The following is a 17,071-nucleotide window of genomic DNA, read 5'->3' as shown; positions in this document are numbered from 1 at the left end:
CAACAAAGGTAAGCGTCATGCTGCAGGAACTTTTCATCGCCGCTGCTGCCGGGGGCAACTCCAACGCCCTGTCGCAGATGGGCTTCGAGCACCTGATCCACGAGATGACCACCCAGCCGGGTGACTTCGCCGTCTCCTGGGTCGTGCTGCTGACCCTGATCATCATGTCGGCCATGTCCTGGTACTGGACCGTCATCAACATCTTCCGCGCCACCCGTCTGAAGGCTGCTGCCGACAAGGTCGTGAGCCTGTTCTGGGATACCCCGAACGCCCAGGACGCCATCCGTGCGATGGAAGAACAGCCGGCTTCGGAGCCCTTCTCCAAGATCGCTCTGGACGCTGCACAGGCTGCTGCGCACCACCAGCGTTCGGAAGGCGGCACCTCGGGTGGCCTGGGTGAAAACCTGAGCCGTTCGGAGTTCGTCGATCGCGCCCTGCGTCAGGCCGTGACCCGCGAAAGCAACAACCTGCAGTCGGGCATGACCCTGCTGGCCACCGTCGGCGCGACCGCTCCGTTCGTGGGTCTGCTGGGTACCGTGTGGGGCATCTACGGCGCGCTGATCAAGATCGGTGCCACCGGTTCCGCCTCGATCGACGCCGTTGCCGGCCCGGTGGGTGAAGCACTGATCATGACCGCCATCGGTCTGTTCGTGGCTATCCCGGCCGTGTTCGCCTTCAACTTCTTCAGCAAGATCAACAGCGCCACGATCAGCAAGTTCGATACGTTCGCTCACGACCTGCACGACTTCTTCGCCACCGGTTCGCGCGTTCGCTAATAGCGACGCGCGTCACCCAGCGAGAACGTAGTCAACACGATCTAGACGGAGCCCGTTATGGCTTTCAGTAGTGGTAACAGCGGCGGCCCCATGGCCGACATCAACGTTACGCCCCTCGTGGACGTGATGCTGGTGCTGCTGATCATCTTCATCATCACGGCGCCCCTGATGTCCCACAAGGTCAAGGTGGATCTGCCTGAGGCCAACCTGGTGCAGAATCCGGAAGACGCTGAAAAGCGGGCGAGCCCGATCACCTTGGCAGTCAAGGAAGACGGCTCGATCTACTGGAACGACGAGGAAATCGACAAGCAGACTCTTGAGTCGCGCTTGGCGACCGCCGCCCAGCAGACCCCGCAGCCGCCCCTCAACCTGCGTGGTGATCGCACCACCAAGATGCGCGTCATCAATGAGATGACGAAGGTCGCGCAGGAACAGGGCATGCTCGACGTGGGCTTCGTCGCCACCAAAGTAAAGGGGCAGTAAGCCATGGCGTTCAGTACTGGTGGTAACAAAGGCCCCATGGCCGACATCAACGTCACGCCCCTGGTGGACGTGATGCTGGTGCTGCTGATCATCTTCATCGTCACCGCGCCGATCATGACGTACCCGATCGCCGTTGACCTGCCGCAGCGCGTGCTCAACCCACCGCCGGTGACGGTCGAACCGCCGCCGCCGATCGAGTTGAAGGTGGACGCCAGCAACCAGGTGTCGTGGAACAACAGCCCCGTGGCTGTGGGCGAACTGCAGCAGCGTATGGAACAGGAAGTGCAGCGCGATCCGACCAACCAGCCGGAACTGCGCATCGATGCCAGCCCGGACTCCGAGTACGACGTGATGGCCAAGGTGTTGGCTGCCGCGAAGAATGCTCAGATGAAGAAGATCGGCTTCGTACAGCAGTAATACGCAATACGCAGTCATGACGCGACTGGAAAACGCCCCTGGAAACAGGGGCGTTTTTTTTGTGCCGCCGGCCGTGGATACGCGCCAGCGCCACGCCGCCCGCTATCATCCGGCCATGCTTGCAACCTTCGACGTCTTCGGGGACTGGCTCGATGCCATCCCGCACCTGCGCCCCCTGATGGTGGCGGCCTACATTCTCTATCTGCTGTGGCTGACCGGCTGGATCATGCTGCAGAAGCGCGAGCCGGTCGCCACGCTGAGCTGGATCCTGTCGCTGGCCGCCCTGCCCTACCTTGGGCTCTTCATCTACTACCTGCTCGGCCCGCAGAAGGTGAAGCGGCAGCGCCTGCGCCGTGGCCGTTCGCGTTCGGGCATGGAGCACTACAGCAGCGTCTGTCCACCGGACGCGGACTGTACCGAGCTGGCCAAGATCGCCCAGGCCACGACCGGTCTGTCGCCAAGCTCGGCGACCGAAGTGGAGTGGCTGGTCGACGGTGCGGCCACCTACAGCGCGCTGCTGGCCGCCGTGGCCAAGGCGCAGGATCACCTGCACCTGGAGTACTACATCTTCAATCCGGACCACGCCGGCACCGCGCTGCGCGATGCGCTGACCGAGCGGGCCGCGGCGGGTGTACGGGTGCGCCTGCTGCTCGATGCGGTCGGCTCCTCCTCCATCCGCAAGCGCTTCCTGCAGCCGCTGCTGGATGCCGGTGCGGAGGTGGTCTGGTTCCATCCGCGGCAGCTGCTCAAGCCGTTCAAGCGGCCGTGGTTGAACCTGCGCACGCACCGCAAGCTGGTCATCATCGATGGCCTGCAGGCGTTCACCGGTGGCATCAACATCACCGATGAGGAAGACGAGAGCGTCCGCCCGGATGCGTATCGCGACCTGCACATGCGCCTGCGTGGCCACGTGGTGCGCAGCCTGCAGCTGGTCTTCATCGAGGATTGGATCTACGCCACCGGCCAGGAGCCGGCGCGCTTCAACATCGCGCAGTTGTGGCCGGAGACCATGCCCAGCCGCAGCGAGGGCAGCATCAATGCGCAGGTGCTGGTCTCCGGGCCGGATTCGTCGTGGGAGACCATCCACCGCCTGCACGTGGCGGCGATCCACGAAGCCAAGGAGCGCGTCTGGCTGGTGACGCCCTACTTCGTGCCCGGCGAAGCCGCGCGCATGGCACTGACCTCGGCCGCACTCGGTGGCCTGGACGTGCGCCTGCTGGTGCCCAAGATGAGCGACTCCTGGTTCGTCACCCAGGCCGCGCGCTCCTACTTCGACGAGCTGCTGCAGGCCGGGGTCAAGATCTACGAGTATGGCCCGCGCATGCTGCATACCAAGGCCTTCATCGCCGATGACGACGTGTGCATCGTTGGCAGTGCCAACTTCGATCACCGCAGCTTCCGGCTCAACTTCGAGCTCTCGATGATGATCAGCGATACCGGCCGCGTTGCCGCGCTGGCCGAGATCCTGCTCGCCGAATACAGCAGCGCCTCACCGGTCTACAACGACCGCCAGCGTTCGCTGTGGCGGCACCGTGTGCCCGAGGCGTTCGCCCGCCTGGCCTCGCCGCTGCTGTAGCCACTGCTCCCCGTGGAACCGCACCCGGCGCCAGCGCTACACTGGCCCGGTCAATCGGGGAGAACGACATGTACTGGCTGTTTCTGCTGTTCGCGCTGGCCTGTTTCGGCATGGCGCTCAAGACCCCCCACATGGGGCTGATGGCGCTGTCGCTGCTGGGCACCCTGGTGTTCCTGCTGGCGTGGGTCCGCGGCCTCTACGTGGCCCGCTTCGGCGATGTGCAGCCCACCCGCGCGGCCATCACCGATCCCAACGAACTCCGTCGGCTGCGGGAGCTCGCCCTTCAGGCGCGTACCCCGGCCGCTCAGGGTGAATCCGACCCCTCGTAGTGCCATGACCCAACTCAGCGTCAACGTGAACAAGATCGCCGTCCTGCGCAACTCGCGCGGTGGCACCGACCCGGACGTGCTGCAGGCCGCCCGTGCCTGCCTGGAGGCCGGCGCGCATGGGATCACCGTGCACCCGCGCCCGGACCGCCGCCACATCCGCGCCGAGGACGTGCTGGCGCTGTCCGCGCTGACGGCCGAGCGTGGCGTGGAGTTCAACATAGAAGGCAACCCGTTCGCGCCCCCGCGCGAGGGCTACCCCGGGCTGCTGCCGCTGTGCGCGCAGACCCGTCCCGCCCAGGCCACCCTGGTACCGGATGGCGACGGTCAACTGACCTCCGACCACGGCTTCGATTTTGGCCGCGACGCGCAGCGCCTGCGCCCGCTGATCGCCGCGTTGAAGACGTACGGCTGCCGGATCAGCCTGTTCGTGGACGCAGGCAACCCCGACATCGCACAGGCCGCGGCCATCGGTGCCGACCGCGTAGAGCTCTACACCGGCCCCTACGCCGAGGCGCATGCCGCCGGCGACGCCACCGCCATGCTGGCGCTGTTCGGCGATGCAGCGCGCCGCGCCCAGGCGGCCGGCCTGGGCGTCAACGCCGGGCACGACCTGTCGCAGGACAACCTGGCGGCGTTCCTGCAGGCGGTGCCGGACGTGTTGGAGGTCTCGATCGGCCACGCCCTGATCAGCGAGGCGCTGTACGCCGGGCTGGACGCCACGGTGAAGGGGTATCTGCGGCTGCTGTGATGCGGCGCACCCTGCCACGTAAGGCGCCCCGCATCCGGTAGGAGCCGAGCGCTGGTCGGCTCAGCCGCCGGGTGACATGGCACGCCAGTCACGCGCCCCGACCCTGTGGATAATCTGGGGGATCAAATCGGTCCCCACCTCCGGCGACCCTTATCCGGCGCGGGTTTCACTTCCCATTGCCCCTGTGGTTAGTAATACTACTAACCATGGATATCTCCGATCCCCGCTGTTCCGACGCCACGACGTCTCATTCGCTGAGACCTCTGGGCGATAGCCTTTGACCATGGGTATTGCGATCAAAGGCCGGGGCTCCCGGACGCACCTGGCGGGCCGCTTCGACGTCACCGTCAGCGAAGCGATGGACGACGGCTGGGCGCCGGACGAGAGCGAGGAGTTCGCCGCGCCGCGCCTGCGCACCGAAGTGCGCGCCGAGACCGCGCGCAGCATCATCAGCCGCAACAAGTCGCCGGACGTCGGCTTCAGCCAGTCGGTCAATCCGTACCGCGGCTGCGAGCACGGGTGCTCCTATTGCTTCGCCCGGCCCTCGCACGCCTATCTCAATCTCTCGCCCGGTCTGGACTTCGAGACCAAGCTGTTCGCCAAGACCAATGCGCCGCAGCTGCTGCGCAAGGAGTTCTCGCGCCCCGGCTACGTGCCGCAGCCGATCGCGCTGGGCATCAATACCGACGCCTACCAGCCGATCGAGCGCAAGCTCAAACTCACCCGCCAGCTGATCGAGGTGATGCTGGAAACCCAGCATCCCTTCTCGCTGATCACCAAGAATGCGCTGGTCGAGCGCGACATCGACCTGCTTGCGCCGCTGGCCGAAAAGCACCTGGTCAGCGTGCACTTCTCGGTGACCTCGCTGGACCCCCACCTGTCGGCCAAACTGGAACCGCGCGCCTCGGCCCCGCATGCACGGCTGCGCGCGATGCGTCGCCTGAGCGATGCCGGCATCCCGGTCGGGGTGATGGTCGCGCCGGTGATCCCGTGGATCAACGATGCCGAACTGGAAGCTGTGCTCGAGGCCGCACACGATGCCGGTGCCACCACCGCCGGCTACGTGCTGCTGCGCCTGCCGCTGGAAGTGGCGCCGCTGTTCCGCGATTGGCTCGACACCCACCATCCGGACCGCGCGACACACGTGATGAGCACCATCAACCAGCTGCGCGGTGGCAAGGATTACAACAGCCAGTTCGGCACGCGCATGCGCGGCGAAGGGGTCTACGCCGATCTGCTGTCCAACCGTTTCAAGCTGGCCCGCAAGCGCCTGGGCTTCGATGCGCAGCACAGCCATTGGCCGAAGCTGGACTGCACCCGCTTCCTGCGCCCGTTGCCGCCGCGGGCGGAGTCACCGCAGGGCTCGTTGTTCTGATCAGCCCCCGATGGACTTTGGGATGCGCCCGACCAACAATCGGGCCAAGGCGCCGCGCCGCGGTCGCCTGACGTCCATATCGGATATCCAAGGGGAACCCCATGTCATCGGCAGCCACCTCGGCCGCGGCGAACGCGGCCAACATCGCGATCAACGCCGCCATCACCGCAGCGGTGCAGCAGCAGCGCGACGCGTTGATTGCACACTTCACCGGCCATCAGGCGTTGTCACCGCAGAGCGCGATCGCTGCCGACACCATCGATCCTGCACTGCAGGTGCCGCTGACGCACTACCGCGACAACGGCGTCATCCGCGAGGCGGGCGGTGATCGTCTCTATCTGGATCTGGACGTGCTGGCCGGGCTGAAGGCGAAGGCGAAGCGTACCGGGCGCAATGTGCTGATCACGGTGATGGTGTTGGCCATGGTGGTGGTGGTCGGTGCAGTGTTGCTGGTGTGGGCGCGTTGATCAATTCCCACCAAACAATTTCTGCGCACTCTGGAAAAGAATCCAGCTCGTTGCAATGAACTTGTCCCCACCCTGCGGCTGGTTACCCCGATGTGTGTGGGTAAACGCCGTCGGTGCGATCAACAGGCTGCCCCTGCGCGGCGCGACCTTGCGGCCCTGGAACAGGAACTCGGTTTCGCCGGCATCGAAATCGTCGTTGAGGTAGAGCGTCCACAGCAGATGGCGGTGCAGTGTTTCGCCGGCTGGATCGCGCGGATACAGCTCGCAGTGCCAGTACGGATAGCCGCCCTCGCCCGCCGCATACCATTGCAGATTGATGGCACCGGGCCGCAGGCAGGTGCGGGCCAGGTCGGACAGCGTGGCGTCGTCCATGTCGGGGAAATCCTCGGCTGCCAACCGGCGCGGTTGGCCGTCGCTGTCCTGGATCTGCAACATCAACGGCGAGATCAGGGCCTGTGGATAACGGCGTAGATAAGTCAGCAAACCCTTGAAAACCGCCTGCTGCAGCACCGCTTCGGCCTGCCGCCACTCGGGCCGCCCGCTGATGCGAAGATCCTTGCTGTGCTTGAGTTCCGGGAACACACCGCTGCCCACTTCGCCCGGCTGCAACTGCGCACTGGATCGCATCTGGGCCTGCAGGGCCGCGCAGACCTCGTTGGGGACGGCGTTGTGGATTACTTCGATGAAATCGAGCGGCGCGTCGGCAGTCATGGGGTCATCCGTGGGCACGAATGGCCGATGGTGACCGCTGCCGTGGCCGATGTCACGCCGTTGCCACGTCACAACAGGGCTGACCGGACGGCCAGCCCTGTGTAGGAAATCAACCCGCTGCGCTGTCGTGTTCGCGGTGGTAACGGGTGGCTTGCTCCACCTCATTGCGCGAGCCGAGGAACACCGGCACGCGCTGGTGCAGCTGATCGGGCTGGATGTCGAGAATGCGCTCGCGGCCGGTGGTGGCGGCGCCGCCGGCCTGTTCGACCAGCAGGCCCATCGGGTTGGCTTCGTACATCAGGCGCAGCTTGCCGGCCTTGGATGGATCCTTCGTGTCCCACGGGTAGATGAAGATGCCGCCGCGGGTCAGGATGCGATGCACGTCGGCGACCATGCTGGCGATCCAGCGCATGTTGAAGTTCTTGCCGCGGGCACCTTCCTTGCCGGCCAGCAGGTCCTGCACGTAGCCCTGCATCGGGGTTTCCCAATGCCGCTGGTTGGACATGTTGATCGCGAATTCCTGGGTGTCCGCCGGAATCTGCATGTCCGGCGTGGTCAGCACGAACTCGCCCTTCTCGCGGTCCAGGGTGAACGCGTGCGTGCCGTGGCCGACGGTGAGCACCATCTGCGTGCTCGGCCCGTAGATGCAGTAGCCGGCCGCGACCTGCGCGGTACCCGGCTGCAGGAAGCTGGCATCGCTGGGCTGCTCGGTGCCCGGCGGGCAGCGCAGCACCGAGAAGATGGTGCCGACCGACACGTTGACGTCGATGTTGGAGCTGCCATCGAGGGGATCGAACAGCAGCAGGAAGTCACCGCGCGGGTAGGTGTCGGGCACCGGCTGGCAGTGGTCCATTTCTTCCGAGGCGCAGGCGGCGAGGTGGCCGCCCCAGGCATTGGCTTCCAGCAGGATCTCGTTGCTGATCACGTCCAGCTTCTTCTGCGCTTCGCCCTGCACGTTGCCGGTACCGGCTTCGCCGAGCACACCGCCCAGCGCGCCCTTGCTGACCGCGATGGAGATGCTGGTGCAGGCGCGGGCGACGACAGCGATCAGCTGGCGCAGATCGGCGTTGATGCGGCCGGCATGTTGCTCTTCGATCAGATAGCGGGTCAGCGACGTCTGGGACATGGAATCAGGCGGCCTTCAGAGGAGAAGCGCCTATTGTCGCCCTTCGCCGGAGCCATTACGAGGCGCGGGCGGCGCCAGATAACAGAACGGCCGCGCATGGCGGCCGTTCTGCTTCAGAGGGGCGATATCGCTCAGCCCTTGCTGACGGTCGCCACGGCCTTGGCCACGTATGCCAGGTTGCCCTGGTTGAGTGCGGCCACGCAGATGCGGCCGGTACCGACGGCGTAGATTGCGAACTCGTCGCGCAGGCGGTCCACCTGGGCGCGGCTCAGGCCCGAGTACGAGAACATGCCCGCCTGGTCGTTGATGAAGGCGTATTCCGGTGCGCCGGCGGCGACCAGATTCTCCACCAGGCCATGACGCAGGGCGTGGATGCGCTCACGCATCTCGGTCAGTTCCGCTTCCCACACCTGGCGCAGCTCAACGCTGTTGAGCACGCCGGCCACCAGCGCGGCGCCGTGGTTGGACGGGCTGGAGTAGATCGTGCGGATGATGCGCTTGACCTGCGACTGCACGGCCTTGGCCGCGTTCGCGTCCGGGGCGACCACCGACAGCGCGCCAATGCGCTCGCCATACAGCGAGAACGACTTCGAGTACGAGTTGGCGACCACGAAGCTGTCGATGCCGGCCTCGGCGATGATGCGCACGGCGGCGCCGTCTTCGCTGATGCCCTTGTCGAAGCCCTGGTAGGCCATGTCGATGAATGGGAACAGCTGGCGATCCTTCAGCAGCTCGGCCACCTGCTTCCACTGCGCGACGGTGAGGTCGGCACCGGTCGGGTTGTGGCAGCACGCGTGCAGCAGCACCACGGTGCCCGGCTGCAGCTTGCCGAGGTCGGCCAGCATGCCGTCGAAGTCCACGCCGTGGGTGGCGGCATCGAAGTAGGTGTAATCGACCACGTCGAAGCCGGCCGCGCCGAACACTGCGCGATGGTTTTCCCAGCTCGGGTTGCTGATGGCGATGGTGGCGTGCGGCAACAGCTTGTGCAGCAGGTCCGCGCCGATGCGCAGCGCACCGCTGCCGCCGATGGTCTGCGAGGTGGCCACGCGGCCGGCGGCCAGCAGCGGCGAGTCCTTGCCGAAGACCAGCTCGCGGGTGGCCTGGTTGTAGGCCGGCAGACCGTCGATCGGCAGGTAGCCGCGCGGTTTGGCGTCATTGGCCAGCTGCTGTTCGATCTTGTTCACGGCGCGGAGCAGCGGGATGCGGCCGCTCTCGTCGTAATAGATGCCCACGCCCAGGTTGACCTTGATCGGGCGGCTGTCGGCGTTGTAAGCCTCGGTCAGGCCCAGGATCGGGTCGCCTGGGACCAGTTCCACATTTGCAAAGAAGGACACGGCGGTACTCATTCGGATGACGGAAGGGGGAGGGTGGCGCGACGCGGAGTTGGCGGCAGAATCAGCCAAAACCGACCCATCGTAACAAAGCCCCGCCGAGGGCGCCGAGGCTGTCGTCACGTACGCTTCCGTACCATGGCGTGCGGCACGCCCATTCACCGAGGATCCCGCCCCGCATGCTCCGTCTTACCCCGCTGGCCCGCCACTGTGCGCTGGCCTCGGCCGTGTTGCTGCCATCGCTGGCGCAGGCCCAGAACACTCCCGCCCCGTCCGCGCCGATCGAGCGGCTGCCCACGGTCCAGGTCCAGGCCGCGCGCGTGGCACAGGTGGCCGATATCGACCTGCCGGCCTCGCTGACCACGGTCTGGGTGGACGAGGACCGCACCGGGCCGCTGGCGCAGCTCTCCGAGGCGCTCAACGGCATTCCCGGGGTGGTTGCCCGCGATCGTCAGAACTACGCGCAGGACACCCAGCTCTCGATCCGCGGCTTCGGCGCGCGCTCGACCTTCGGCGTGCGCGGCGTGCGCGTGCTGGTGGACGGTGTACCGGCCACCATGCCCGACGGCCAGGGCCAGCTCTCCCACGCCAGCCTGCTCTCGGCGCAGCGCGTGGAAGTGCTGCGCGGGCCGTTCTCGGCGCTCTACGGCAACTCCTCCGGCGGCGTGGTCCAGGTCTGGAGCGCGGACGGCGCCGAAGGCGACCCATGGCGCCTGCGGGTGGATACCGGCAGCGACAACACCGTGAGCGCCGGCGCCCAGCTGCGCGGCGTGCAGGGCCCGGTCCGCTACAACGTGGCCGCCAACCACTTCCGCACCGATGGCTGGCGTGACCACAGCCAGGCCCGCCGCGAGTCGCTCAACGCCCGGCTCGGCACGGATGTCGGTGGCGGCCAGCTGGATCTGGTCCTGAACTACTTCGATGCGCCCGACGCACAGGATCCGCTCGGCCTGACCCGCGCGCAGGTGCGCGAGAACCCGCGCCAGGCCACCGCCGTGGCGACCCAGTACAACACCCGCAAATCCGTGCGTCAGGCCCAGGCCGGGCTGGTGTTCACCCGAACGGAAGGCGCGCAGACCTGGCGTGCGATGGGCTATGCCGGTCAGCGCAGCGTGGAGCAGTACCTGGCGATCCCGCCGGGGCCGCAGCTGAATTCGCCGCTGCACGCTGGTGGGGTGATCGATCTGGACGGCGATTACGGTGGGCTCGACGCGCGCTGGGCGTGGCACGGTGACTGGGCCGGTCGCCCGCTGGATGTGGTGATCGGCGCCAATGCCGACCGCCAGCAGCAGGATCGCGGCGGTTACGAGAATTTCGTGGGTGATCAGGTAGGTATCAAGGGCCGCCTGCGCCGCGACCAGAGCGACCGGGTCGAAAACGTGGACCAGTTCGCCCAGGCGTGGTGGCAGTGGGCGCCGCGTTGGTCGTTGCTGCTGGGGGTGCGCCACAGCACGGTCCGTTTCCGCTCCAACGACCACTACATCACCGCGGGTAATCCCGACGACAGCGGGTCGCGTCGCTACGAGGCGACCACCCCGGTGGCCGGCGTGGTGTTCCGCGCCACCGATGCCTGGCGGCTGTATGCCTCGGCCGGGCGTGGCTTCGAGACCCCGACCTTCAACGAGCTGGGCTATCGCGCCGATGGCCAGGCCGGGCTGGCGCTGGATCTCTCGGCGGCCCGCAGCCGCAACCTGGAAGTCGGCAGCAAGTGGCATGGACAGAATGGCGCGCAGGTCGAAGCCGCGCTGTTCCGCGCCGATACCGATGACGAGCTGGCCGTGGCGAGCAACAGCGGCGGCCGCAGCACCTACCGCAACATCGGCCGCACGCGCCGCCAGGGCGCGGAGGCCAGCTATGTGCAGCCGCTGGGGGCGCAGGCGGATCTTTCGCTGGCCTACACCTGGCTCGAAGCCACCGTGCGTGATCCGTACGCGCTGTGCGCGGCCGCTGGCTGCAACACGGTGACCGCCGGCTCACGCCTGCCCGGCGTGCCCAGGCAGCAGTGGAACGCGCGGGTGCAGTACCGCCCGGGCCCGTGGCAGTGGGCCGCCGAGGTGGTGGCCTCCAGCGACACCGTGGTCAACGATCTGGCCACCGAGCGCGCGCCGGGCTACGCGCTGCTGAATCTGGAACTATCGCGGCGCTGGACCACCGGACAAGGCACGCTGCGTGCCTTCGCGCGGATCGACAACGCCCTGGACCAGCGCTACATCGGCTCGGTGATCGTCAACGACGGCAACCAGCGCTTCTTCGAGCCGGGGCCGGACCGCCGCTACAACGTGGGCCTGCAGTGGCAGTGGGCGCCCTGATCCACTGGACCTGGACCTACCGGGGCGGTTTGGCCGGCACGAACGGTGAGGTCGGGTCGCTGGCCGGGAAGGTCTCTTCCAGCGCCTCGTCCTGGTTGTCGCTGGCGTGCTCCTTGCGCTGTCGGCGCTGGTATTCATCTTCGCGGCGATGATGACCGGCCGGGCCTTTCTCGCCGGCCGCCGAATCCTTGCGGTCGCGCGGAACGGGATCCGGCGTAACCGCCACCGGCAGGTGATCGGGTGCGTCGTCGGGCACGGACATGCCGGCGCCGCGGTCTTCGGCGTCCTGATTGTCATGTTTGGCGCGCTGCTCGCCGGGGACCGGGGCGGTGGCGTCGCGCAGGGGATCGCGGGGCATGGGAGTTCTCCAGTAGCTGTGCACCCCACTACAGCGCGCGGCGGGTGAAGTCGCCGCGAATCCCGGTGCATCAACGAATCTGTCACGGCTCGATAACGGTGGCGGGTCTATTCCTGCCTGCCCCGCCGCTGTCGGAGTCGTGTCATGCCCCGCCTGGACCGCCGTGCCGCACCCGCGTTGTTCAACGCCTACCTGCAGCCGGAACGGAGCGGGCGCCGTGCGCGCCGTGACCGTGCCGAGGACGCGCAGGCGGTTGCACAGGACTACCTGCAGTACATGCGCAGCGATTACGAGCAGCGCCGCAGTCACGGCCGGCGCAGCTGGCGCGACCTCTATCCCGCCTACGCCTTCGCGCTGACCACGCACTATGCGGACTGGCCGCGCGGTGCCGATGACACCGATGGCGAGCTGGCCGAGCACTGGGAACAGATGCGCGGGCAGTCGCGACTGGGCTGGCACCAGGCCCGCGCCGTGGTCGAAGACGCGTGGCTGGCGCTGGACCACATGCCGGCCGCGGCGGTGCACGGCCTGCTGCAGTAGCTGCGGCGTGCAGCCGGCCTGCACAGCCCGGACACAGGCGTTTCACGTGCTGCGCGGTACAGCTGCCCTCCCTGTAGCGTTGGAGTGGCGCCACCATGGCCCGACCGATCTGGACCGGCACGCTGTCATTCGGGCTGCTCAATGTCCCGGTGTCGCTGATGTCCGGCGAACGCAATGTCGATCTGCACTTCCGGATGCTCGATTCGCGCGACCGCAAGCCGATCCGCTTCGAACGGGTCAACGCCGATACCGGTGAAGAAGTGCCGTGGAAAGAGATCGTCAAAGCCTACGAGTACGACAAGGGCAGCTACGTCGTACTGGAGGAAGACGACATCCGCTCGGCCGCACCGCAAAGCCATGAGGCGGTGGAGGTGGAAACGTTTGTCGATGCCGGCACCATCGATCCGCGCTATTTCGAGAAGCCCTACCTGTTGGTGCCCGCCAAGAAAGCCGAAAAAGGCTACGTGCTGCTGCGCGAAACGCTGCGCAGCACCGGCAAGGTCGGCATCGCGCGGGTCGTGGTGCGCACCCGCGAGTACCTGTGCGCGGTGATGCCGCACGGCGATGCGCTGGTGCTGATGATCCTGCGCTATCCGCAGGAACTGGTGGACCCGGAAGACTACAAGCTGCCCAGCGGCAGCCTGTCCGAGTACCGCATCAACAGCAAGGAAACGGCCATGGCCGAGCAGCTGATCGCCTCGATGTCCGGCGAGTGGAAGCCGGACGAGTACCACGATGAATTCCGCGAGCGCCTGCACACGTTGCTGAAGAAGCGGATCAAGGCCAAGGGCGGCACCACCAAGGTGGAGGAAGAGCCGGTCCCGCGCGAGGACGATGCGACCAACGTGGTCGACTTCATGTCGCTGCTGCAGAAGAGCCTGGATGCCAAGAAGCGCACGCCGGCCGCCAGAAAGACAGCGGCGAAGAAGGCCACGGCCAAGGTCGCCAAACCCACGGCGGCCAAAAAGGCGACCAAGACAGCAGGCAAAGCGACCAAGAAAACCACCAAGCGTGCACCCGCGCGCAAGGCCGGGTAAGCCGCCGTGTCCCTGCAGGAATACCGTCGTAAACGCCGTTTCGACGGCACCCCCGAGCCGGACGCCGAGCGCCGCGATGCGCCGGCGCGGCGGCCGATCTTCGTGGTGCAGCTGCACCATGCCAGCTCGCGCCATTACGACTTCCGGCTCGAAGCTGACGGCGTGCTCAAGAGCTGGGCGGTACCGAAGGGCCCCTCGCTGCGTGTCGGCGAAAAACGGCTCGCCGTGGAGGTGGAAGACCATCCCCTGTCCTATGCGACGTTCGCCGGCGATATCCCCAGCGGGCACTACGGCGCTGGCCATGTGGATGTCTATGACCACGGCACCTGGGCCTGCGATGGCGACCCCCTGGAGGCGATCGCGGCCGGCAAGGTGGACTTCGTGCTGCACGGCGAGCGCCTCAAGGGCGGCTGGAAACTGGTGCGCACCGCGATGAAGGGCAAGCAGCATCAGTGGCTGCTGATCAAACGCGATGATGATGAGGCGAGGGATATGGAGGCCGATGATCTGTTGGAGGCGCCACCGGAGGCCGCCAAGCGCACGGGCACCAGGAAGGCCGCCGCTGCCAACACAACGAAGGCCACCCCGGCCAGGAAAACCGCCCCCGCCAAGGCCGTGACGACCCGCGTCGCACGCAAGGCCGATGCGCGCTGGTCCAAACGCGCGCTGGCGCTTGAAGGCGCACGCGAGAGGCCCTACCCGCACGATTTCAAGCCGCAGCTGACCGACCATCGCGCCACCGCGCCGGACGGCGAGCAGTGGCTGCACGAGATCAAATGGGATGGCTATCGCCTGCTCGCCGACGTGCGCGAAGGCGTGGTTGCGCTGCGCTCGCGTGGCGGGCTGAACTGGACCGACGAGTTCCCCGAGGTGGTGCAGGCGATCGAACGGCTGCCGGTGCGCGATCTACGCCTGGACGGTGAACTGGTGGTGCTGGATGCGCAGGGCCGCAGTGACTTCACCGCGTTGCAGAAGGTCATCGACGGCACCGCGAAACAGCCACTGCGCTATGTGGTGTTCGATATGCCGGGCATCGCCGGTGTGGATGTCAGCCGGGTGCCGCTGCTGGAGCGCAAGGCGCTGCTCAAGGATCTGCTGGGCAGCAAGCCGGACACCCTGGCCTACAGCGACCATGTGCGCGACCACGGCCCGGCGGTGTTCGCCGCCAGTGGCGAGGCCGGGTTCGAAGGCATCATCAGCAAGCGGATCGATGCGCCCTACGTCAACGCACGCTCGCGCGACTGGATCAAGATCAAGCACGAGAACACCGATGAGTTCCTCATCGTCGGCTATACCGAGCCCAAGGGATCGCGCAGCGGCTTCGGCTCGCTGCTGATGGCCACCCCGGACAAGGGCGGATTGCGTTATGTCGGCCGCGTCGGCACGGGCTTCGATGATGCCGCGCTGCGCGCGCTGACCAAGCAACTGACGCCGCTGACCGTGAAGGACGCGGTGGTGGAGCTGCCCGCGCATGTGCCGTTCACCGCGCGCAGCGTGCACTGGGTGAGGCCGGTGCTGGTGGCAGAGGTCGCTTTCCGCGGCTGGGCCAAGGAAGGGTTGCTGCGCCAGGCCAGCTTCAAGCGGCTGCGCGAAGACAAACAGCCGAAGGATCTGGGCGCGGCAGCCAACGTCACTACCGTCGCTGCGTCCGCCTCCGCCCCGGCGGCGAAAACCAGCGGCCGGAAGAAGGCCGCGGCTGCGCAGGAAGAGAGCACCGTGGCGATCAGCCATCCCGAACGCGTGGTGTTCGCCAAGGCGAAGATCACCAAGGGCGAAGTGGCCGACTACTACCGGCGCATGGCGCGCTGGATCCTGCCCGAGGTGGCGCACCGTCCGCTGTCGGTGCTGCGCTGCCCGGACGGGGTGGACAAGCCCTGCTTCTTCCAGAAGCACCATGGCACCGGGCTGGGCGGTGCGGTCAAGGCGATCCCGCTGGAGCAGAAGAGCGGGCGCGAGGACTACCTCTACATCGAGGATGTGGAGGGGCTGCTGCAGTTGGTGCAGATGAACACCCTGGAGCTGCATCCCTGGGGGGCCACCGTCGAGGATCCCGAACATCCGGACCGGCTGGTGTTCGATCTGGATCCCGGCGAAGGCGTGAACTGGACCCAGATCAAGGCCGCCGCACGCGATGTGCGCGCGCGCCTGCAGGAAGCCGGGCTGGAGAGCTTCGTCCGGCTCTCCGGCGGCAAGGGTGTGCACGTGGTGGTGCCGCTGCAGCCCAAGGCCGACTGGGCGCACGCCAAGGACTTCTGCGAGGCCTTCGCGCAGGCCATGGCCACGCAGGCACCGGAGCGCTACGTGGCGACGATGAGCAAGGCCAAGCGCGACGGGGTGATCTTCATCGATTGGCTGCGCAATGCGCGCGGCGCCACCAGTGTGAGCTCGTGGTCGCTGCGGGCGCGGCCGGGTGCCGGCGTGGCGGTGCCGTTGCGTTGGGAAGAACTGGGTCGCATCGCGGCGCCGGACGCTTTCCCGATGGCGAAGGCGCTGCAGCGCGCGAAGCGGTTGAAGCAGGACCCGTGGGCGGGCATCGAGCAGGTGAAGCAGGTGCTGCCTGGCAGCTGATCAGGCGCGCCCTGGCCGGAACCGCGTGCCCACCCACACCCCCAAGAATGCCTGCACCGGCAGCGAGACCAGCAGGATCACCACGAACCAGAACGGGAAATCGCTGCCGAAATCCCAGGCGGTGTAGATCGATGCGGCCGCGATCACCGCCCACACCACGCCGCCGTGGCTACGGGGCCAGGTCGGCGCATAACGGCTGGCAAAGGCGATCGCGGCGATGCCGCTGAGGATCGTCCAGGCCAGGTCCCAGGCCAGCTGGGGCTCGCCGCCCGGCGGAATGCGCAGCAATGGCACCAGCCACGAACCGAGGCTGTTGACCAGCACCATCACCGCGAACGCGAACACGACGGCCAGCACCGACAGCAGTGGATTCTTCAGGGCGGACCACACAGGCATGGCAGGGGCGTCACGGCGGGAGAGCCGCCATTATGGACGGGTTGCCGCAGGGAATTTCAGACCCGGCCGGCGGCTTGGAGCTGGGCGAACTCCTCATCGCTGAACAAGCGCGAGCGGACCAGGAAGCGCACACCCTCGCCGTTTTCCAGCGAGAACATGCCGCCCCGGCCGGGCACCACGTCGATGATCAGCTGGGTGTGCTTCCAGTATTCGAACTGCGCGGGGCTGATGTAGAACGGCGCCCCGCCGATGTCGCCCATGCGCACATCACGGTCGCCCACGATGAAATCGCCCTGGGCGAAACACATCGGCGAGGAGCCGTCGCAGCAGCCGCCGGACTGGTGGAACAGCAGATCGCCGTGGCGTGCCTGCAGGGTCTCGATCAGCTGCAGCGCCGGGAGGGTGGCCAATACCTGGAGCGGGAGGTCGGTCATGATCGGGGTGCCAGGGACGCCGGCCAATGGCCGGCAGGACGGAAGAACCGGCGCTGCCGTCCTGCTGCCACCGGGAGAGGGGGAGTGGCG

18 protein-coding genes are annotated in these 17,071 nt (G+C 67.0%); 12 read left to right on the top strand and 6 right to left on the bottom strand.

Annotated features, from left to right (window positions below; genetic code table 11):
* The first annotated feature begins 17 nt into the window (after positions 1-17).
* The 8 genes from exbB to ACW6W5_RS12025 all read left to right on the top strand — a co-directional run bounded on the left by exbB (position 18) and on the right by ACW6W5_RS12025 (position 6,171).
* Positions 18-776, top strand: a complete 759-nt coding sequence (exbB, locus tag ACW6W5_RS12060; RefSeq protein WP_019184055.1) for a TonB-system energizer ExbB — start codon at positions 18-20, stop codon at positions 774-776.
* 57 nt (positions 777-833) lie between these two features.
* The gene (locus tag ACW6W5_RS12055) at positions 834-1,259 is read left to right on the top strand and encodes an ExbD/TolR family protein (protein WP_046272259.1); all 426 of its coding nucleotides are present in this window, start codon (positions 834-836) and stop codon (positions 1,257-1,259) included.
* 3 nt (positions 1,260-1,262) lie between these two features.
* Positions 1,263-1,676, top strand: a complete 414-nt coding sequence (locus ACW6W5_RS12050) for an ExbD/TolR family protein (RefSeq protein ID WP_046272258.1) — start codon at positions 1,263-1,265, stop codon at positions 1,674-1,676.
* A gap of 115 nt (positions 1,677-1,791) precedes the next feature.
* Entirely contained in the window at positions 1,792-3,252 is a 1,461-nt protein-coding gene (cls, locus tag ACW6W5_RS12045; RefSeq protein ID WP_152152796.1) for a cardiolipin synthase, read from the top strand.
* A 68-nt stretch (positions 3,253-3,320) separates the two neighbouring features.
* Positions 3,321-3,581, top strand: a complete 261-nt coding sequence (locus ACW6W5_RS12040) for a hypothetical protein (protein ID WP_070474188.1) — start codon at positions 3,321-3,323, stop codon at positions 3,579-3,581.
* Positions 3,582-3,585: 4 nt separating this feature from the next.
* Positions 3,586-4,329: a pyridoxine 5'-phosphate synthase gene (locus ACW6W5_RS12035; RefSeq protein WP_121043748.1), complete on the top strand. Its 744-nt coding sequence runs from the start codon at positions 3,586-3,588 to the stop codon at positions 4,327-4,329.
* A 283-nt stretch (positions 4,330-4,612) separates the two neighbouring features.
* Positions 4,613-5,704: a PA0069 family radical SAM protein gene (locus ACW6W5_RS12030; protein ID WP_152152794.1), complete on the top strand. Its 1,092-nt coding sequence runs from the start codon at positions 4,613-4,615 to the stop codon at positions 5,702-5,704.
* Positions 5,705-5,805: 101 nt separating this feature from the next.
* Entirely contained in the window at positions 5,806-6,171 is a 366-nt protein-coding gene (locus ACW6W5_RS12025) for a hypothetical protein (RefSeq protein ID WP_152152792.1), read from the top strand.
* Here ACW6W5_RS12025 and ACW6W5_RS12020 read toward each other — a convergent pair whose 3' ends face one another.
* From ACW6W5_RS12020 to ACW6W5_RS12010, 3 genes are all read right to left on the bottom strand, one after another.
* Positions 6,172-6,882 (bottom strand): 2OG-Fe(II) oxygenase, encoded by a 711-nt coding sequence (locus tag ACW6W5_RS12020; protein WP_152152790.1) that lies wholly within the window; start codon positions 6,880-6,882, stop codon positions 6,172-6,174.
* Positions 6,883-6,991: 109 nt separating this feature from the next.
* Positions 6,992-8,008: a class 1 fructose-bisphosphatase gene (locus tag ACW6W5_RS12015; RefSeq protein WP_152152788.1), complete on the bottom strand. Its 1,017-nt coding sequence runs from the start codon at positions 8,006-8,008 to the stop codon at positions 6,992-6,994.
* Positions 8,009-8,139: 131 nt separating this feature from the next.
* On the bottom strand, positions 8,140-9,342 hold the full coding sequence (locus ACW6W5_RS12010; protein WP_152152786.1) for an amino acid aminotransferase: 1,203 nt from the start codon (positions 9,340-9,342) through the stop codon (positions 8,140-8,142).
* Between the two features lie 176 nt (positions 9,343-9,518).
* Here ACW6W5_RS12010 and ACW6W5_RS12005 point away from each other — a divergent pair, with 176 nt between their 5' ends.
* Entirely contained in the window at positions 9,519-11,648 is a 2,130-nt protein-coding gene (locus ACW6W5_RS12005) for a TonB-dependent receptor family protein (protein WP_152152784.1), read from the top strand.
* 16 nt (positions 11,649-11,664) lie between these two features.
* On the opposite strand, the gene ACW6W5_RS12000 is transcribed toward ACW6W5_RS12005, so the two are convergent.
* Positions 11,665-12,006 carry a hypothetical protein gene (locus tag ACW6W5_RS12000; protein WP_102788774.1) on the bottom strand — a complete coding sequence of 114 codons (342 nt, stop codon included), beginning with the start codon at positions 12,004-12,006 and terminating at the stop codon, positions 11,665-11,667.
* A 144-nt stretch (positions 12,007-12,150) separates the two neighbouring features.
* On the opposite strand from ACW6W5_RS12000, the gene ACW6W5_RS11995 reads away from it, so the two are divergent.
* The 3 genes from ACW6W5_RS11995 (at position 12,151) to ligD (ending at position 16,151) form a co-directional block, all read left to right on the top strand.
* On the top strand, positions 12,151-12,546 hold the full coding sequence (locus ACW6W5_RS11995; protein WP_121043771.1) for a hypothetical protein: 396 nt from the start codon (positions 12,151-12,153) through the stop codon (positions 12,544-12,546).
* A 95-nt stretch (positions 12,547-12,641) separates the two neighbouring features.
* Complete coding sequence (ku, locus tag ACW6W5_RS11990) at positions 12,642-13,583, top strand: non-homologous end joining protein Ku (protein WP_152152782.1); 942 nt, start codon at positions 12,642-12,644, stop codon at positions 13,581-13,583.
* 6 nt (positions 13,584-13,589) lie between these two features.
* Entirely contained in the window at positions 13,590-16,151 is a 2,562-nt protein-coding gene (gene ligD / locus ACW6W5_RS11985) for a DNA ligase D (RefSeq protein ID WP_152152780.1), read from the top strand.
* Here ligD and ACW6W5_RS11980 read toward each other — a convergent pair whose 3' ends face one another.
* Both ACW6W5_RS11980 and ACW6W5_RS11975 read right to left on the bottom strand, forming a co-directional pair.
* Positions 16,152-16,547 carry a hypothetical protein gene (locus ACW6W5_RS11980; RefSeq protein ID WP_152152778.1) on the bottom strand — a complete coding sequence of 132 codons (396 nt, stop codon included), beginning with the start codon at positions 16,545-16,547 and terminating at the stop codon, positions 16,152-16,154.
* A gap of 56 nt (positions 16,548-16,603) precedes the next feature.
* Entirely contained in the window at positions 16,604-16,981 is a 378-nt protein-coding gene (locus tag ACW6W5_RS11975; protein WP_152152776.1) for a DUF779 domain-containing protein, read from the bottom strand.
* Positions 16,982-17,071: the final 90 nt, after the last annotated feature.

It is taken from the genome of Stenotrophomonas sp. IS26 (genome assembly GCF_054188265.1).
This window is presented reverse-complemented; position numbering and strand designations above follow the sequence as displayed.